The sequence below is a fragment of the Pseudoalteromonas sp. Isolate6 genome (assembly GCF_022398435.1).
Taxonomy (GTDB): domain Bacteria; phylum Pseudomonadota; class Gammaproteobacteria; order Enterobacterales; family Alteromonadaceae; genus Pseudoalteromonas; species Pseudoalteromonas galatheae.
In genome coordinates this window covers 1-21,018 of sequence record NZ_JAKEVK010000067.1, presented here as the reverse complement: position 1 = coordinate 21,018, position 21,018 = coordinate 1, and the positions used below count along the sequence as shown (strand labels likewise).

10 protein-coding genes are annotated in these 21,018 nt (G+C 43.3%); 9 read left to right on the top strand and 1 reads right to left on the bottom strand.

What is annotated here, in order from left to right:
* The first annotated feature begins 36 nt into the window (after positions 1-36).
* The 7 genes from L1D50_RS11450 to L1D50_RS11420 are packed head-to-tail and all read left to right on the top strand — an operon-like array spanning position 37 to position 18,569.
* Positions 37-2,241 (top strand): CapA family protein, encoded by a 2,205-nt coding sequence (locus tag L1D50_RS11450; RefSeq protein WP_193554551.1) that lies wholly within the window; start codon positions 37-39, stop codon positions 2,239-2,241.
* A 15-nt stretch (positions 2,242-2,256) separates the two neighbouring features.
* Positions 2,257-4,230: a hypothetical protein gene (locus L1D50_RS11445; protein ID WP_239966066.1), complete on the top strand. Its 1,974-nt coding sequence runs from the start codon at positions 2,257-2,259 to the stop codon at positions 4,228-4,230.
* Entirely contained in the window at positions 4,231-7,335 is a 3,105-nt protein-coding gene (locus tag L1D50_RS11440) for a poly-gamma-glutamate biosynthesis protein PgsC/CapC (protein WP_239966065.1), read from the top strand.
* A complete protein-coding gene (locus tag L1D50_RS11435) occupies positions 7,322-9,574 on the top strand; it encodes a hypothetical protein (protein ID WP_239966064.1) in 2,253 nt (750 codons plus the stop codon). Before L1D50_RS11440 ends, L1D50_RS11435 begins: the two co-directional genes overlap by 14 nt.
* Positions 9,561-10,313, top strand: a complete 753-nt coding sequence (locus L1D50_RS11430) for a hypothetical protein (RefSeq protein ID WP_138522407.1) — start codon at positions 9,561-9,563, stop codon at positions 10,311-10,313. Before L1D50_RS11435 ends, L1D50_RS11430 begins: the two co-directional genes overlap by 14 nt.
* Entirely contained in the window at positions 10,292-14,515 is a 4,224-nt protein-coding gene (locus tag L1D50_RS11425; RefSeq protein ID WP_239966063.1) for a hypothetical protein, read from the top strand. Before L1D50_RS11430 ends, L1D50_RS11425 begins: the two co-directional genes overlap by 22 nt.
* Positions 14,505-18,569, top strand: coding sequence for a poly-gamma-glutamate synthase PgsB (locus L1D50_RS11420; protein WP_239966062.1), 4,065 nt, complete (start codon positions 14,505-14,507; stop codon positions 18,567-18,569). Before L1D50_RS11425 ends, L1D50_RS11420 begins: the two co-directional genes overlap by 11 nt.
* Positions 18,570-18,580: 11 nt before the next feature.
* Here L1D50_RS11420 and L1D50_RS11415 read toward each other — a convergent pair whose 3' ends face one another.
* Entirely contained in the window at positions 18,581-18,760 is a 180-nt protein-coding gene (locus L1D50_RS11415; protein ID WP_128725501.1) for a hypothetical protein, read from the bottom strand.
* Positions 18,761-18,851: 91 nt separating this feature from the next.
* On the opposite strand from L1D50_RS11415, the gene L1D50_RS11410 reads away from it, so the two are divergent.
* Complete coding sequence (locus tag L1D50_RS11410) at positions 18,852-19,898, top strand: nitronate monooxygenase (protein ID WP_339144191.1); 1,047 nt, start codon at positions 18,852-18,854, stop codon at positions 19,896-19,898.
* A 114-nt stretch (positions 19,899-20,012) separates the two neighbouring features.
* Positions 20,013-21,018: UDP-N-acetylglucosamine 2-epimerase (locus tag L1D50_RS11405; protein WP_239966061.1), on the top strand; the 1,006-nt coding region annotated here is incomplete at its 3' end.

The following is a 21,018-nucleotide window of genomic DNA, read 5'->3' as shown; positions in this document are numbered from 1 at the left end:
AATTAATGTATCTTTTTTGAAAGCAGGTTGGCCACAATGAAAAAAATACTAAGCTTGGTACTACTAATTGCACTCACAGCCTGTTCTGTAGAAGATCCAAATGAAACAGGGCCTTCTCAAACTGATAAAGATGAAGATAAAAGCCAGCAAGATAGAGATAAAGAGACACCCAATTTAAGTGTATTGTTGAAAAATGCAAACACAGCGCCCATCGCCGGCGCTAATCTCACTATAAATGGTCAATCGTTTACCTCAAATAGCGATGGCATGTTTGACTTATCGACTTTAGCTTATGGTACTTATGTTGCAGAAGTATCTCACCCAGATTACTTGCCTTTGGTATTTACGTTAGCGAATCAAAATAATAACGAACACCAACTCTCGCTTGAACTAAAAGCCAAATCGAGCACCCTAAAAACCATACTTTTTGCTGGTGATACCATGTTTGGGCGCCGTTATTTCAACCCAAATTTAATTACGATGGGAAATTCATTGCCAAGCACACCTGACGGACTGATCCAACCTCAAAGCGCAGGTCCTGATGCCCAAGCGCTAGTAAAGTTTATGCATCCTTTATTTAAAAATGTTGATTTTGCTTCGGTTAACTTGGAATCTCCAATATTAAAAAACCCAACCACGGTCCATCCAAGTAAAGAGTTCGCATTTTTTAGTTTGCCGGAATCATTAATTGCCCTCAACGATTTGGGTATTGACTACGTAGCTCTTGGCAATAACCATGTCTATGACTATCGAGCTCCAGGGCTTAACGACACCTTGAAGTATGTTGAACAAGCAGGGTTTAAACACAGTGGCGCTGGCATAAATGCGACCGAGGCATTCAAGCCTTATAGTTTAAGCCTTGGTGAAGCAACCATAGATTTTGTCTCGGCGACTTCTATAACTGGCGACCAACATACTGTTACATACGTGGCATCAGACGCTAAAGGGGGCGCAGCTGATCTGACTGACACCAGCGGCATTAGAGAAACGGTGGTTCAGGCCAGTAACAACGGCCGCTTTGTTGTAGCTCAACTACATGGTGGTGACGAGTATGCTTACGCGCCAACAGCGTATATTTCAAACCGCTTTGATTTACTCTCCAACAATGGCGCTAGCTTAATGATCGCGCATCATCCTCACGTTGCACAAGGGTTTGGACTATACAATGGCGTACCAACCATACTTGGGCTGGGCAACTTTGTGTTTGAGCAAAATCGTCTTGAGACCTTTTTAGGACTGATCACAGTTGTCGAATTAGAAACCGCAGGCACTCCTAAAATCAATGCATTAAAAGCCTATCCCGTTTATCTAGAAGACTATGTTCCTAAGTTTGTAAGTGGCGATCTTGCCAATGCCCTACTAAAACGCATCGCTGAATTTTCTTCACCCGAAATTGGTATCTCATTGCGCTCTGGATTTGCAGAAGTCACCTTTGATAAACCTATTCAAGCAAAAGAAATCGAGCAAAAAGTCATTACCTTGGAAGCCGGTGAGCACATTGTTGATTTACGCCAATATTCAAACAGTGCTGAGTTTCTTAGCAAACTCACTTCTAGTAATGCTCAAGCAGAGCTTGTGCTTGGTCGCGACTTATTGTTCTTTGGCGATTTTGAGGACTGGGACAGTGATGACGAAAAAGGAGAAGTCTCTCGTTGGTTGATTGAGGCTGACGATATCGCGCCCTGTTTAGTCGGCAAATATCGAGGTTCACAAGGGCTCTGCTTACAGCGAACACAATTTAATGAAACGCCAACGCGTGTGCCATTCAAGCATACTATTCGCACCATGCCAATAACACCAGCGCCGAGCACGGCAAAGGCTTACCATGAGCTGTCACTTTTTGGTTATGCTAAAGGAGACAATGCAGGTGAATTCAAGGCCGATATCCGCATCTTAACTTCAGAAGATAGCCTTATCTTTTCCGAGTCAACGCCACTGTTAAAAACAGCTGGCAGCTATGACTGGCAAACGTTTAGACAAGATATTACCTTACCTGACGATTCCATTGTGCTTGGCGATGAAGGACTGCCTGCTCGTGGAGTGCAGTTTGGCCTATCCATGGCACCACCAAGTAGCGGTGAAAGTGCCTTATTCTTAGATGATATTGCGATGATCTCGTGGCAGCGCCCACTAGAGCTTCAAAATGGTCAGTGGCAAAGCGCACAAATTCATGGCCTAGAATTTATTAAAATAAAAGTAGCGAAGACGACTGAGCTGACTCTCACTTTTAGCCAACAATAAGAGAATAAATAAAGCATGTCGGTTTTTAGTCAATTAAACTTTATAAAGCGCCAACGTGAGTTTTGGCTATTTATGAGCTTATTCGCTATTTTATTGCTCGTTTCAGTATCTGGTTTGTATAAGCAGGTTAACCTAATTGGCTTGCAATGGTTTTCTAAGCTCAATGCCACTCAAGCAACTGAGGTCGTTGTGATTGAAGCAGAGAACTTACAACAGCAACATCAACAATTGGTAAAAGCACTTTCTAGCTATAAGCCAAAAGCCGTTGTGTTCTTTTCTAATACAGCGCTTTCACCGCAACAAAGCCGTGTTCCTGTATATTATCCTTTTAATACGTCATCAGTCTGTCTGTTGGACACAGAAAACTGGTATGGCAGCGCAATCAGTCTCACACCACCGGCGAGCTCGTGTGAAATACTATGGGATAAGATCTTTCCTCAGCATGGTGAATACCTCAACAAAATAATAGACTATTCACTACCTTATTATTCATTACCAAAATTCAGTGCACAGAGAGTACTGGATGAGGATCTATTCACAGCACAACTCAGTGAAAAAGTGATCTTAGTTGCCCAGCATTCAAAATTTTCATCCTTGGATAGCGGCGCTTATTTCGGTGCGCAAGAACTTCCGCCAGTTTACCTACAAGCATTTATCGCCAACAGCTTTGCATCAGACAGCTTTATCCAACCTTTGCATAAAGCGATGATAACTGCACTTATGTTACTTGCATCAATATTGTTCTTGGTGTGGTACCAAAGGAATGCGACTAAGACAAACTTGGTCATCGCTTCCTTGGCCAGTATTTTACTTGTAGTTTGTGGCCTCGCTGCGCATCATTGGTATGCAGTGTTATTGCCGCTTGGGGAGTTGTTGTCTTTGATATGGCTGACGCTACTTTGGGTATTTATCTCATTGAAATGGTCAGAAGAAGAAAATCTAAAATCACTGATTGCACTAATCCAGCAACGTATGTTAGGTCGATATCTTCCGCGTCACTTCCTAGAGCAAAACGAGCCTTGGGATGCGATAATCCAACTGGTTAATCAACAGCTCAACTTGAAAAGAAGTATCTTTCTCACCCGCTTAGAGGGTGACCACAGAGTAACCGAAATACGTGCAATACACTGTCAGCTCAGTGATATCTTAGAGATGCGACGAGACTACGAGCGAGTACCTTATTCAGATGCAATCAAAGCGTTTGGCGCCATCAAAATTACCCGCCCTTTCTTCCAACATCTAGCGGAAGATGAGCAGCAGTATATCGCGCCTTTAATGTATGCGGGAGATGTTCGAGGTTTTTGGGCGCTAACTGTCACTCCACAAGATAACTTTGACGAGCAAGCGTTTATCAAAAATGTGAATCTCTTTGCGCACCAAATTGGTGAGTTGTTATTTCACTATAAAGTGTTTTCTGCTGAGCAGAAAAACCTCAAGAGCACACTAACTCGAGCACTAACCTTTTCTCTGAAAGAGCCATTAAGCCATAAAGTCAAAAATGCAATTAATGAAATGGATCAAAAACTCACCTCACTGGAGCATGTTTTTAATCAGCTCCATAGTGCCAGCATCTTATATAACTTGTTTGGCCAAATTGTGCAGGTAAATGAATCGCTTGAGCGCTTTGCTAGGGAGCATAGTCTGTCTATTTTTGACATGTCTGCTTTAGACTTGCTTTGCCGCTGTACCGAGATGGATAGTGAACAAGCCAAAGGAAAGCTACGCTATTTAACACTCAAACGTGGCAAAATCGTGTTGCCCGTCTATTTGGACAATCGCACTTATTTACTAAGCATTCGCGCCTTACTCAAACAATCAACGAGCCTTAATACCAGCACACCTTTTGAAACCAGCGGGGTGTTGTTTGAGTTCATCGACCTTGGAGAGCAATTATCTCAACTAGATGATAAAGAAGCCTTTTTAACACACTTGTCAGAGCAGCTTGCAGTTAATGAGCAGATTTTGCCTGAACAGTGGGATGTCAAATAGATGGACTGGACATTGATGCTATTTCCGAGCGCAGGCGGACTTGGGCAGTCCGTTATTACTTGTGTTTGGATAGGCATCGCGGTTGTTGCATTCTTCAATCTTAGGTTTGGCTTCCCGCTAACCGGTTTGGTGGTCCCAGGTTATCTAGTCCCATTGTTCATTGTAAGTCCAACATCCGCCTGGGTGATCATTGTTGAGGCTATTGTCGTTTACGGCTTGATGCGGTTCTTTGCCAAAACACTTGTTGAGCGACTGGGTTATGCTGAAATGTTCGGTCGTGACCGCTTTTTTGCCATCGTTTTGTTAAGTATTATTGTTCGAGTTACCATGGATGTGTTGTTTTGGCCAGTAGTCGCTGCGCACCTCACACAATGGGACATCACGTTTGATTACGCAGCACAGCTTTATAGTCTCGGGCTTATTATCATCGCTTTGACAGCCAATGTAATGTGGAATGGCGGCTTTAAATACGGCGTAAAAGTCACTGCTATTCAGTTAATTGTGACCTATGTCATCATTCGTTTCGGGTTGATGACATTCACCAATTTTAGCATTGCTAATCTTGCCGTCATGTATGAAGCGGTTGCAGCCTCCATCATTGCAGCCCCTAAAGCTTACATTATCTTAGTGATCACCGCTTTTATCGCATCAAGAGCTAATTTAAAATACGGCTGGGAATTTAATGGTATTATGCTGCCAGCGCTGCTGGCACTGCAACTGATGCAGCCCACAAAGCTGCTCACCTCATTCGTAGAAACCGCGATTATTTTAATCTTTGGATATTTAGTTTTAAACTTTACTCGTTTAAAACACGCCAATATCGAAGGCGCGCGCCTCATGTTGCTGTTTTTTAACATTGGCTTTGTCTACAAGCTTATTTTGAATTACGTCGTCGTCGGTTACTTCCCTGCCTTAAAAGTGACTGATACCTTTGCTTTTGGCTACATGCTATCGACCTTACTAGCCCTTAAAATTTATCAAAAAAATGCGCTTGGTCTTGTGATCCGAGCAACCTTTCAAACTTCAATTGTCGGTGGCTTTATCGCCATTTGTATCGGCTTTGCGATTATGGTTATTCCGAGCCTATTCGAGAAAAGTAATACAATAGCGATAGACGAAACAACCAGTGATTTAACACTCAGCCAAGTGATAAGTGACTACAAAAGCCAATTATATACTCAAAGTACAACCAACGTGAATGTCAGCCAATATGTAACCGAACAGCAACGCAGTTACTTTAAACAAGCTATCAGACTGATTAAACAAGACACTGATTCAAACTATGCTGAGGCTGCCACTTTACTGCGTCAAGCTGGTTTTTCTTTACAGCGCTCGACACAGTTTTTAGTGATTAAAGATAATCAACAAGATAGTAAACGAGGCTTGTTTATTATTAACTTAGCAACGCAAAAAGCACATATAATCAGTGTGCCTTATCCCACCGCTGAACGACTAGCCAGTGAGGCTGGTGGCATTTTGTTTTCCTACTGGCAAAGTCAAGCTATCGCATTTGGTAATGCACGGCCTAACCAAAGTGGCGATAAGAATGGCAAACAAAGTGAGTTCTATCGTGACTTTTTCATGGCAATGGATATCCCAGAGGTCGTCCAGCTCAGAGAAGTTAATCGTCAAGTAAGTCAGGTGTTGCACCAACACAGTTTGAAAGAAAAAGCGCAAATGTGGATATTTAACAGTGTGCCCAACTCAGTGCAACAATCTGAACTTGCTACCTTGCTCAACATCAGCGATGCACACTTTGGTCTCGCAGAAAATGCACATTTACCTTACATCCAGTTCCATGGCCAGATGATAGAGGCGTACTTAAGCTCGGATAGCTATTCCTCATTACTCAGCGCATATGGCCTACAACGTATCAATAAAGACATAGGTAAGATAAGCACAAGCGATGAGAGCATACTGGCTCTGATTGAAGCTTTTTCAAGTCACATTAGTGCCAAAGGCAGCGGCGCATTTAGTGCACTGAGTGATTCCAGTGCTGCATTGTGGGAGTATGAGGTATTAAGGCCGCTATTTGCCATCACTCAAAACCTTGAGATAGTCACGGCGCCAGAAACGCTTAAGGTAAGGCTGAGTCAAATAAATCGCGTAGCAAACCTATTACAGTATCAATTAACTTTAGTTGAAAATAACCAAGGGCAATTCGTTGCGATTTCTCCTTTAGATACCAAGTCTGCCTATGATTTGGGTCAAGGGATTTATTTTATTGCCTTGTTGGCTAAGCCATCTCTCACAATAGCCGTACCAAGACCGCTTTTTGAGAGCAACACTTTGGAATTTTCAGGCCAACTGTTTACGGCAACCCATGCAAAGTTGCTGGCAATCGCTGGTGCTCATCCATACACCAGCATCGACGCAAACGTAATGGCAGCCGATAACGTGCGCTCATTGTTTAATGTGGTGTATCAAAGTGCACAGCGCTACTTTTATGATAACCCTTTACTTAATTTACAGATCCGCAGTCATAGCGCGCCCGCAAGTGTCAGACCTTCAGCGCTTGCTTACCAATTCACTACGCCTAACCCTATTCATAATGACACTATTGCTAAACTACAAAGGGTGCTGGCAGATCTGGGTGTTAATACTCAAACCGTATTAGGACAAGAAGCGACAAGAGGCTTAGAGCTCGGGACCACCCCACAGTCTGGATATCAGCTGTTCGCGCCAAAAAGTGAGTTAGCGGCACTGTGGTTGGCATCAGATTTTAAATCGCACTTTGCTATTGCCAATGATGCCTTATTGCAGCGCCTTTTGGCTATTGCACACACACCTAAGCTCAAAGTAATCGACTTACTTACCCTTTCTCCAAATGATTGGCACGAGGCCACTCCGCAATTTATTGACGCACTTAACGTGGCCACAAGGCGTTATGCCACCACCCAACATTTACCGGTGCTCCATGCACTCTGCCAATTCGAAAGAAAATGTGACATAAGCGTTTTCAGCACACAGAGAAATGGTGAACTGGGATTAATGTTTACGCGTGACAACAGACTGCTAGCGTTATACTTACCAAGAAGAAATCGCGTTATTGATTTAGCCACTTATGCGAAAGCGGTTCATGAGGGGCGTTATGTTTTGGATTAAGCAGATATTACGATTTACTATTGTTGCGGTTTTTCTACTACTTTTCGTTTGGGTTGCCGTTACTTTCTTTGTGTGGGTAAAATCGGCGGAACCCTCAAATACTTCGACTCTATTTAATATTCGCTCCAATGTTCATTGGCTAAAAACCGACGGTATACTGAAATTTTCATTTTCTCCCTCTCGGACTATGTCTGTTCGGGTGTTGTCCAATGGGATATTCGAATCTCAGCCGTTGGATGATCAGCCTGTTAACTACGCTATTGAATATCAATTGCTTGATACAAAGGGAACGGTTATTTATAAAGGTACTTATCACCATGCGGCTAAAGCTGCCTCAAACGACTTTCAGCAACAGGTAAAACAGATTATTGAAAACCGTGAAGCGTTGGCCGTTGCGTCGGGGCAATCCTTCTATTTAAATCGTGAAGAATTACAACAGGCTACAACTATCACTTTAAAGTTGATACCAGAAAATGCTCAGCTTAAAGGCGTTGTGGTACGTGTCCATGCCCAAACCAGTAACAGTATTACCGACCCCGCCAAAGCGTGGCTTAAAAGGCCAACAGAGTGGCGCGAACGCATGACGAATTATCACACTATAGGTGAAAACGCCTTAACCAACGAAGAAAAATACAATTCGGTCATGCTGGATTGGCAAAAACTAGCACCACAGGGCGTGCCAAACATCGACTTTCGTGCTGACTTGTTATACGAGTCACTCCCCTACAATGTGCTTAACCATGATTTCTCGACCCAGCTAGATTTAGACAGTTTGTTTATTTCTGAGCAGCTTAGCGCCAGTTTTCGTGTCTATGAACACACGGAATATTCACTAAGTCACCCCGAAAATGCAGATCTTATTTTTGTTTGGCACGATTTACGCCAACTCGACGCGCCAAAGCAACTAACGCCTGAGATGCTATCCAATACGCAATCAAAACTGAGCAACTTACCAGCTGGCCTTGTAACCATTAGCTCAAATTCTCCAACCAGCATTCGAGTATTTGGCAATGGTGTTGATCCAATAGTCCCGCTGCATAGCTATTATTACATGTTAAACGCACAAACGCCGGTTTACTATCAAGTGTCACCTGAAAGCGATATCGCTCTAGAATGGCGCGCGCCCATTGGCAGCACTATTTCGGTGGGTCTCTATAGCAATAATGAACTAATCAAGCACTATGCTTTTACCGCAACAGCAGAACAAGCTCTGTACGATAGACTGATAACTGAAACCACGGAGCGTCAAACCTTACCAACAGCCCAAAAGCGCTACTTGGCAATTCCAAATAGCGTTAACCAAATCAAAATTGAAGCCGAAGACGCGATGGTGAAATTGCAAGCCCGCAGCCCAACATTTAATTACCTGAGCCACCGCTGCGAATCTATATGCAACCCTGAAAACCCAACCTATCAAGGTATCGATGCATGGTTTAGTCAAAAGGCCGACAACCACTACCTTTTCCATACACAAAAACAGATAGTGTCCGTGCGTCTATTTGAAGCGCCACCCGAAGTACCTGAGTTTCTACCTCAATATCGCTCCAAAGACTTGAATCAACTTTTACCTGTCTCAGATATCGCACTGGTACCCATTGAGCAAGTTTACTTTGACAATTCAGTACCGAAAATGGAATTTGAGTATCGTCAGATAGCTAAATCTGAACTCTTTAAGCTCGGTGAAGCAACAAACTACCCAAGCAGTGTGATTGTGAAGCAAAAGCGTAAACCAATGCTATTTGAAGTTCCCCTGAACAGCTTGCAAGTAGAGGCGTTAGCTAACACCCAAGCACTTTTTATCAATCAAGGGTTACCCAGAACCGTGAGGAAGATCCGCCTGTACAAAGTGGCTAAAGCGACACCACTCACTGTTGCTGTTAGTGATAATAACCTGCAACCTAACGCTTTGGTCGTCAAAGTATTTAGTACCGACTATCAAGATAAAATCACCGTTGCAACCACTCTGGATAGCACTAAGGTACTCACCCCAAGCGATGAGTACACCATTTTAGCTAAACACTTTGTCCTACACCCAAACACAGCACAAATGAGGATGTTTTTTAACCCTAGTCACACTGAGCTGTACGAGTACCCAAGTATTACTTTGCCACTGTTTCAAGACTTAACATCACCTAACACCATAACGCTTCGCTTTTCACATGATGTTTGGATAAGTGTACTGGAGGAACATGAACAGCCTGATGCAACATTAAACTGGTGGCAAAATGAGACGCCTTAGTAGCTACGCGCTTTACATTATATTCAGCCTGCCATTAAATGTTAATGCTGCGGTTCCCAGCAGCAGCACAATGGCGCACTGGTTTAACCAACCTGTGACGCTCGACGGCTGGCAATTAACGCATCAAGCAGAGCAATTTACATTGACGCCAAAGCCTCAAAGTGATGCGCATGGCGAAGTCATTTATGCGCCAAAGCATCGACCTTGCGTGGTATCTGTTCCACATCGTTTTCATGATAAGCATACACTGACCATTGGTGAGCATATTTTCCAACACAGTTGCCAAGTACTCGTGAGCAACACAAAGCACAGATACAAGAGCAATGACACAGCAAAAACCTATGATTACGCCAAGCAAACACACAATATTCACGCTTCAGCGGTTGTAGGTTTTACATCTTTACATCCAAAAGCAAAAGTGTTCCAAATACATGGGTTTAGTCAGAAAAAGCGAAAGTCCGACGCAGGTAAACTAAGTGAGATAATATTAAGCCAAGGCAAAAGTAATAATGACACACTATGGAAGTTGAAATCTTGTCTTGTTAAACAAGGTTATCGGACGCTGATTTATCCGCAAGAGGTGCGAGAATTAGGCGGGACGAAAAATGTCCTACATCAACTTACGCTCCCAGAATATAGTTTTATCCATATTGAACTAAGCTATCAAATAAGAAAGCAATTAATTAATAACAATCAACAACTAGAGCAGTTTACTCAATGCGTGCAATCACTTTTATAATGACACTATTGCTGTTTGCAACGATATCCCGAGCCAATGAGGTAGGGATACAAACGGCTGCCCAATGGGTTGATTTGCCACGTATGCAACTTACTCAAGCTAGTGCCAACAAGTATTTCGCACCGCAGCAAAAAGCGTGGTTGTTTTTGCCAAGCCGTGCTTGGTTAGTCACAACACCAAATTCCCTTGAGACATTTGAGTTTTTTGCAGGTGAAACGCCAGAGCTACAGCGTGCTATTCCAACGTCCGACTGGTTATGTGCTCAATCCCGCTGCCAATTGAGCGCAACGGAACAAAATCGATTAATTCAGGTTGCATACCAAGGTGATAGTGATCAAACTCTCGCACTTTGGCAGGGCAGCATGCACAGCCACAGAGATCCTTATCGAAGAGCCCTTAGACTGCCGGGGCTTGACGACCAAACACTACAATTAGCGCAAGATACAGAGCGCTGGTTCTATCTACAGCCTACTCAAGTGACAAGCGTGTTCTTTGAACACGCCAAAAAGCTCAAACTAGAGGTTCGAAAAGATCTGCATGCGATTGCGCAAAATGGCACCGTCACGATTAAAGTCAATGGTGAGGTTATCAGCACCATTGCGATATCAGATATCCAAGCGGACGAGTACCTTGAGCCTAAAGTAGGCTTGTCTAATCAAGATTACATTGCCGTCCCAAAAGGTAGTTACCTCACCATCACAGCTACCGTGCCTACCTATGTCAACTTACTACAAATGCATCGTGGTATATACGATGACAATGCAGGAATAAAGCAGCAAGAGCGGTTGTTTAACCCATACTGGAGCAAACAGCTAAACGAACAGCTCAGCACCCTCTACATAGATGGTGATACTTCATCACTCGCTTTTAACGTTGAAGACACAGCAATAGCTTTTAAGCGTAAGCAAATGCTTAATGATATTGCCTCTACGGTTTATTTTTTAACGCCAAGCTCTTCTCAATCGCTCACTCATCATGTTGCCCTAAGCGGAGTGACACTTGGCAGTCGCACAGTCTCAGGTCATGTACTGCTCACCTCAAGCGCGCAGCGAATGAATTACATAACGTCATCTCAGCCACTTAATTATAACCTTGAGAACATATCAAGGATTGATAACGAGATTACTCTATATATTCGAGCAAGAACGAAAGAGCGCTTAACCATCACCAGCGAGCATGATCAACACTCGCTACTGGTTACACCTAGCAGTCACTTTCAAAGGCTTACCCTAAAGGTAAACCCAGCATCGACAAATATAACGATAAAAGGTGCTAAGCAAGCGCTTGATATCGCTGCAGCAGTGAATCGCTTACAACCATTTCCCGACTTCTTACCTATGACGCAGGAAGCATTATCCAAAGGGTCACTTATCCAAGAACTGCTGACAAGAAGCAAACAAAATAGAGCAGATACTTATAATTTATCTCTCAGCGGGCTGAGCGCACCAGAGTTAAGTGTCAAGACAGACAGCCATAGCCAGTTTATTGCCATCAAAGTACTTGCAGAATTGCAAATCGTAGCAAAGACTAAGCCACTCATTGCACTTGCAAAACTGAAGCCTTATTTGAACGGCCATAGCGAGCAAGTTATGCTAATGGCTTGGCAACTTAATATTGCTATTTTGACTCAGCTAGAGCGCAGTGGAAACGCCGAGGTACTACTAAAATCACTACTCAAAAGCAGCGCTCAATCTTTAAGAGAATACGCTGCCAACGAGCTGCTAACAAGATACTTAGTACTGAGTGAATATGTTCAAGCTAGCCTTTTGTGCGCCGCCTACGGAGCGGATATTACACAATATCAATGCGATGACATTCTGTTGACATACCTGCTTGACTCAGGAATTGTGCAAGAGGCGCTTTGGGCAAGTCAGCAAATGATGCTAACACCTGAACAAGCCGAGCAAGTGGCTATGATTCAAGCAAATGAATTTACCCAGCCTCAATACAGCCTTGATCACTATGGTGTAAAGACCGTGGAGTCGATGGATGATCAAACCGAGCTACATTCACTAAGCCTTGGTAACCCCATCAAACTTGTCGCAAAAAAGCCATTGACAGTAAAACTGAGCGCACGAGCGGCTTACCAAGGGCAACAATATAAAAATACTCAATGGCTGCTGTACGAACACAACGGCGAAACTAAGCTATTACCTATATTTAGCGATATCGCCGCAAACTTACAATTGCAGCCACAAGCCACTCGGTTATCTATTGCATCACAGCAATATATCCAGTTAGCAGCGAATGAAAGCCTCACCCTTTTCAGCGAAAACGATTTGTTTGTGGATATCAAAGTGCAACCAGAAGCTTCGAACATTCTCGCAAATGCAGAGCGGTCTGCACACCTGGTTAGTAGCGCTGATTTACTTCTAGCTAATGAGCTCAGCGCTAGAGAAATTGCCGTAAATACTTTATATCAACTGAGTCAACAAGCACTAACAAATGAAGACTACAATAGAGTCCTTCAACGTCTTCACCCAAGCCTATCGGGTGATGCCATCTTAACCGATTTATATGCTCGCCTAATGCGCTATGGTCAATGGCAAGCCGCCGAGCAATATACAAGCTATGTGGGTACACAAAAGGTCGAGGTCGATACGCTTACAGCACGAAGCTTTGGTGATCAGATAACTGCACACCTCACAGAAAATCAGCTGTCTGGTCTGCCGCTCAGAGCAAATGAAATACTGACTATTGATTTTTCTGAGTACCAACACGTCCAAGTACGACTAAAGTTTGCTTACTCTTCCGCTAAGCACGTTGTAGCACCGCCTGCTAATGTAGAGCTAGTAGGGCCAAATCAAGGTGATGTCATCTCATTGCAACCTACACAACCGCTCTATTACGGCATTAAACAAATCGAAACACGCCAAGGGTTACTGCAATTGCGCTGGCTCAACCCTCTATCTGGACAAAGTGTGAGCGTACGACCGCAATACTTCGATCAAGGTCAATGGCATGATATTCCATTGGATACTAGACAAATTTTTTATCGCTCTGACAAAAGCACTCCTATCACGGCAAAATTAACTCGAGATAGCCTGATTAAAATTGAAACTTTTGCAGACGGTAATAGAAGTGAGGCCACCTATTTTCACCCAGCGGGACAAGTTTCACTTACCGCTCAACAACAGCAAACGTTAGCACGCATGTCTATCTGGACGTTAAGCCCAACGTTGCATCGCGTTAACCTAGTGCCTGAAGTACCACTGTTTTTAAAAGCCAAACAACCGTTGGCTCCAACAAGTGCTGAGCCAGTATTTCAGCACGCTCGTATTGAAACCGATGAAAGTCGCACTGGCGTCGAAGGCTTTTTGAATATTGATAGCGATGACATTGTACAAACAACAGAGCCTAGTCCTAGCAGAACCACACTCGATTTAGGCTTGTCATTAAGAATGAAAGATGAGAATAACTGGTATCGTATCGATACTTTCTACACGATGGACAATCATCATCAAGACACCTTCTCCATTAACGGACAATATGATTGGCTTTCACAACAGTCGAGCTGGTTTGCAGAAGCGAGAATACGTAATCGCTGGCAAGATGCAACGGCCATCAGTGAAACCCATTTAAGCTCAAGTGTTTCGGCAAAGCTTGGCCAAATTCACCGCTATAATACTGGTTTTAGAAGCATTTGGTGGTGGCAGCCTTTTTACACTTACACCAGTATCAGCAAGGAAGAGTTTATTGCAGACGAGCAAATTGGTCCTGATATGTACACCTTTTACCGTAATAACCATAAGCATGGCTGGCAAGCGCATGCTGGGCTGCGCTATCAACCTTGGGTTGATAGCTACTTCAGCTCAAGCGTTACTCTGACGTCTAATCAGGATTGGCAAACGCTCGATAATGCACTGTTTTCATTTGATTGGAGTCAATTTTATCAAGGCCATATTTTCAGCGCAGGATTAACATCAAGCTATGTATTTGCTGATCAGAACCGCCCCAACCCAACATGGCAATACTTAACTCAATTAGGTTGGCAAACAGGTTTTGACTTTAGTCATGACACCGCCGGTTGGTTGAGCGTAACTTGGACTCAAGACTGGTTTAACAATACACATCAAATCGGACTCCAAGTACGTTTAGGTAATTTACAGCAAACTGCTTTTGCCCCCTATGCGCATGACGAAATCATTTTCGAGTCGTTACAGCTAAGTCATTTATTAGAGCAAGATTTACATGAGCGCTAAAGCCTTAAAGAGTCAATTAGAAGCCCTATTTTTTGCCGAAACTGAAAGGTTTTGGTTAAACCTATATCAGCATAAGTATAGTGCGCTGATCGACGAACTATGTGCATGGGAGCTACTCTACAACCGACCTGAAAATGAGGATGAAACCGATTGGCTTATGCTTCAATCTATCGCTTTTTTAAGGCATAAGATTGAAACCCTAAATGAGCAAATTTTGCAGCTAGAGGTTGCTCACACCGGATTTGTTCAACGTATTGCAAAGTCTGAATTTGCCAGCGAAAAAGAACTACATATTATCGCCTATGCTCAGGAGCTTGGCGCAACTAAAACGGTGTTAGAGCAAGATAAAAAAGCTTTTTCACGATGGTTTGACGAAGGTGCTGTGGTTGCTCGATATCAGCACCAAGTTGCCTCGCTAGAGCAACAGATTAAGTTTTTAATAGCTAAACTTGGCGCGCTAACTAATCGTTATCTACGTGCCCACCACGATACGCTAGAAAATGCCTGGCAACGCTTAGATTTGCAGCCATTTTGCTTGAGCTTACTCGGTCATAGTCAGAATCAACACATTCGTCATGGCTTGATCCGTGCACTAGTTAATATGGTCGCAACGTTAAATAGTTATGAGGCCGACCCAGAATTAAACGCAGAGCTTATCGCCAAGCTTATTGAGCTGCTTGAGTCTGACAACATGCCCTATCAGGCAACCGTCGACATTTTAGAGATTTTAATACATCAGCGCCCCACCTTTATTCGCGCCTATATGTGGGCTTTACTAGAGGAAGCGAACAACAACGATAGCCAGCAAGTAGACGCGGAAATACTTTATATTTTAAGTGTTTTCCCAAAAATTATTGTCAGCCAATCAAAGCTCACTGAAAAAGATTTCAATATGCTTCGTGCGCTGAGTGAGCACACATTGCCAAGAGTGCGACAAGTCACTTTAGAGCTTGTCGAGTTTTACCCTACGGCATTTGCACAAGATTTAATAACCAAGCGGTTTGAACAAGAGAGTGAAAATGCCGTTCGCTTCACTCTGATAAAACAGCTATCCGCAGACCGATTTTGTCAACAGGACTTCGCATTTTTATTGTGGCAACGCGTATTAAGGAGTGATTTTAGTATGCAACTTAAGCGCTTGGCTCTTGAGCAAAGCGCGCGTATTATGCTGAATATGCAGCTAGAGTCAGATCAAACTGATCTCTGTTTTAGGCGTTTTATTGATACCTTAAATGACTGTTTGTCGAGAGAAACAAACATCGCGGTTTGCCGTTATATAACCAGAGCCAGAGAACAGTTAAGTAGCTTCTATCATCAAGCCATCATAGCGCAACTCAATGCATCTCTTGAAGCCAAAGAGCAAAGTGAAGCACTTGCAAATTGGTCTCGAGATGAATTAGGCCGCTCACTTTCTTATATTGCGCAGCGTGGTCAAAGCCTCAATGCCTCAAAAATGAAAACAGGCTGGCGCATTCAACAGGGTTACCGTCAAGCAAGAAGGTTATGGCGAGTATTACACGAAATAAGACACCCAAGTACCGATAAGCGTCAAAGCTATTCTCACACTAAAGCGAAAAAGCCCAGCGTGTTGATCCATGCCCCCAGCTGCACTACCGCAGAAATTAGCGAAACAACAGTGCCTGGGGAGTTACTCTTTAACCTCGCAGAGCAAACCAGCAGACCACATTTGCCATTACTCGACTTTCTGCTAAGCGTGCTTACCAATGACCATAGTAAAGAAGATGCCAAAACCTATACGCCAGATGGTATTTTAACGGTCATTCCGCCACCAACTTTATGGCGACGCTTAAAAGCCTACTGGACTATAACGTGGCAGTTTGCTGATCTTGACCATCTACGAAAAGGCAACGAATTAGAGCAAGGTAAGTATTTAGACACACTTAACACCCTTGGATTTTCGTTGCACTTTAGTGCCTATGGTGACATCGCAAAAGCACCATTCCCTGTCGCGACAGACATTCAGCGACTTTATACGCGCTCAGGCGCTACTTCAGCGCTGCTCACCATTTGGAGCAGTTTTAAAGAATATGTTGATGCTATTTATCAAAATAGTATTTCGCAGCTGGTTTTCTTTGTGCTTGCATTTATCAGTTACTTTTGGACTCGCCATATTTATATCAGTAAAAGAATAAAGCAAAACCGCAAACACATTCCGGTCTCCATTGGCGGCTGGGGAACCCGAGGAAAGTCAGGAACCGAGCGTCTAAAATCAGCGTTATTTAGCAGTTTAGCCCTGAGAGTTGTGAGTAAAACCACCGGCTGTGAGGCGATGCTTATCTATTCAAAGATTTCTGGCGAACAGTATGAGATCCCACTTTTTAGGCCCTTCGATAAAGCGAGTATTTGGGAGCAAGCTGATGTTTTACATTTTGCAAAACAAGTAAAAGCGGACGTTTTCCTGTGGGAATGTATGGGCCTGACTCCTAGATATGTAAAAATTCTAGTTCGCTGGATGAAAGATAATTTTGCCACCATTACCAATGCCTACCCAGACCATGAAGATATTTTGGGCCCAACAGGTTTAGATGTGGCAAAAGAGATGTCTGCTTTTTTAGGCTACAACACCCAAGTGTTCACCGCCGAGCAGAATATGGCCTCTGTGCTCAACTTGGCCGCGGAGCAAAAAAACACCTCACTTATTCAAATTCATTGGGGAGATGGATATCAGATCACACCTGACATCCTCGCGAAATATCCCTATGCCGAGCACCCAGATAATATCGCTTTGGTCTGCAAGATGGCACAATACATTGGCATTAATAAGGACTATGTCTATAAAGAGACGGCATCTAGAGTTATTCCAGATGTTGGGGTGCTACAACAGTTTGCAACTGCAAAGATTGGTACAATTAGCCAAAGTTTTATCAATAGCATGTCTGCCAATGAACGCTTGGCAACGATTGAAAACTGGAAACGTCTAAACATCGTTGAACAGGGAAAGCAGGGGCAAATTGTTGCACTGATCAACAACCGTAACGATCGTGTTGCGCGTTCACAAGTATTTGCGAACATTCTGGCCAATGATCTGCATTTTGATGTAGTTGTCGTTATTGGTACCAATATTGATGGCTTTTTTAAGTACTTTCTCACTGCACTGGAAAACCTCTTACACGGTATTTTTAGCAACAATGACCACGACTCACTGCGCGACTTACTTGGCCGTTTTAGGCTTTTACTATCGAAAGAGACGCTGATTGCATCGTTAAATACCCCTAAAGACACGCTGCCTGAATCTGCGTTTTCAAGTATCGACTCACTACAATCACAACTTAACAGTGAAGATGAAACACATCAGCTAATTCTAAAACGTTTTGAAGCGTGGACAATTGCCCATGCGATTTTGGAAGTTGAAGACCTGAACACTAAGCTTTCACAAACAGCGGCCCTCGCAGAGCAGCTTGCTAAACTCAAATGCACGTTAGTGCATGACAGTGATATCAAGCCCGATCCGTTAAATCAAATCATCGCTAAACAAGCGCTGCCAAATGAACATCAAATCATCGTCGGGATGCAAAATATCAAAGGCGCGGGACTCGGCTATGTATACATGTGGCAAAAGTGGCAATTATTTAATCAGCATTGCGAGCGTTTGAGCCGCCGCAGCGTGACACAAACTGAGTTTAGAAATGGCCTAAGTAGAATCTTGCAGCAAGAGGAACTCAGTGCGATTGAGTGTCAATACTTGGCTGACAAGCTCGAATTGTTTGCTACTTTGCCCAATGCCCAAAGCGAATTCAGTCAAGCTGAATTAACGCAAATAAAGCGCAAGCTTGAGCAACAGAAGCAAAGGTTAGAAAGCAAAGATAGTACCTTTTCTCACTCCCCGGTAACACGGTTTTTGAACAAGCTGGTCGAGTCATTTTTAGATGCTGGCGCAGCGGTAAAAAGGAAAAAGATCGCGGTACAAGTGTATAAAGATATCGCCGATTTTAGGATCACAATAGAAAAGGCAACGCTCATTTTAAGTGAATTAAATCGCTCGCAAAAACCAGGATGGCTGAAATTACAAAGTGGTAAGCGCCGCAAAAAATAGCTAGGCGCTCGTTACCCAACCATCAAAACGTAGATGAGTTTAATGATCAGCGTTACCATTAATAATGGCAGTACATATTTGGCATACTTTTGCATTTTATCTAGCCCTAAACGCTGCTGATACTTTTCCAATAAAGGTATCAAGACAACCAATGCAATGACTAAACTCACTAATAATATAACTACGTTCATCTTAGCTCCTCTTTCTAAACAGGTATCTTACAACCAGTGTTCACTTCAAGCAAAATTCCAGCTATGCTCATAAACACATCTGACCAGTAGAATAACAATGATGAAAACTGCTATCACCGAATTATTTGGCATCGAAAAACCCATTATACTCCCCGGAATGAGCTGGATTTCTGTACCTGAGCTTGTTGCAGCAGTAAGTAATGCAGGTGGCTTGGGCATTTTAGCCACAGGTCCGCTCAGTAAGAACCAAACACGTGAGGCAATACGAAAAATTCGTGAACTCACCGATAAACCTTTTGGCATTGGTGTGACCTTAATGATGCCTGGCGCCAAAGAAAATGCCAAAGTCGCATTAGAAGAGCGAGTGCCTGTTATTAATTTTTCTTTAGGAAAAGGCGACTGGCTGGTAGAAGCGGCTAAAGCCTACGGCGGGAAAGTTATTGCGACTGTGGTGACGCAAAAGCATGCCTTAGCAGCACAAAAATCTGGTGTCGATGCACTATTGGTTACTGGACATGAGGCTGCAGCCCATGGCGGTGAAGTGACTTCACTGTGTTTGGTGCCGAGCATTGTCGATATTGTTGATATACCTGTGATTGCCGCAGGGGGATTTGCCGATGGTAGAGGACTTATCGCCGCGCTAGCACTTGGCGCAGAGGGGGTTGCGATGGGTTCTCGCTTTGCAACATCCAAAGAAAGTCCTTTGCATCAACATGTCAAAGATACCGTAGTAGAAAAAGACGTTGAACAGACGATTTATTCCAAAAACTTCGATGGTCTTTATGCTCGAGTAATGAAAACTCCTATGGCTGAAAAGGCAACGCGCCGCCCGATGAACTTTTTCATGGCCACCATAAAATCATTCAAGGCCGCTAAAATGGTCGACATGCCTTTATGGAAGCTACTACTAGGACTGCTTTCTCAATTCGATAAAATTAAGATGCTGTCGCTCTTTGGTGCCGCCACCGAAAAGCTCGAAGCCGCCACTATTCACGGAGATTTAGACCATGGCGTACAGTTTATTGGTCAATCTCAAGGCTTAATTCAAGAAATCGAGTCAGTACAAACCTTAATGGATAATATGATGGCTCAAGCCACTGAGGTGCATTTACGTATCAGCAACATTACCCCCGATTAACGGATGTTTGGTATTGGCGCGCTAAAAGCGGTATTATCTTGCTTAATATCGCTCTGGCCTTAGTTGCGCCACTCAAGTGCTGACCATAAATTCTGATTTTATAAGTGACTTTCAATGCCTAAACATTATCTTTTCTACATTGAGCAGCCATATAGCTTTGCTATTCTGAGACCCCTCCAAAACGCTATCCGTGCTAACGGTGACGTGGTGAAATGGTTTTTAAAAGGTAAAGATGTAAATTCAAGTTCACTTGCAGCAGGCGAAGTAGAGTTACTAAGCGTAGAGGACGTCAAGGCGTTTAACCCCAGAGCTGTGTTTGTACCAGGAAACGTTGTTCCTGACTTTTTCCCAGGTGCCAAAGTACAAGTGTTTCACGGATTAGAATATAAAAAGAAAGGTCACTTTGGGATCCGCGGTTTCTTCGATTTGTATTGTACTCATGGCCCTATTACAACTGCGCCATTTAAGCAACTAGCACAAAAGCATGGCTATTTCTCGGTGATTGAAACTGGTTGGCCAAAGCTCGACCCGTACTTTGATTACACCAAGCAAGATAATGAAAAGCCAGTCATACTGTATGCTCCCACTTTTTCACCAAATCTCACGTCGCTAGAAGCATTACATGCGCAAATCAAACAGCTAGCAGAGTCAGGAAAATACAGAGTCCAACTTAAGTTTCATCCTAAGACGAAACAGCAGTGGCAACAGATGTACATAGAACTTGAAACCATCAGCGACTTTGAAATCGCCGGGAATGACAATCTCATTCCACTCATTCAACAAGCTGATGTAGTGATTTCTGATACATCTAGCGCTGTAGATGAATCACTGCTAATTGGTAAGCCGGTTATCACTTTTAATAACCACCAACCTCAAGATGCATTAATCAATATTACCGACGCTGGCAAATTGTCTGAAGCGGTCGAACAAGCACTTAATCTGTCCCACGCACAAAGTGAACGAATTGAGCAATATATTCAGCAAGTGCACCCTTATCGCGATGGCAAAAGCGCAGAGCGCATACTCGCAGCGACAGAGACTGTAATAGCGGCTGGATTAAAGCGTAAACCGCTTAATTTATTGAGACGTTACAAAATACGTAAAGCACTAAATTATATGA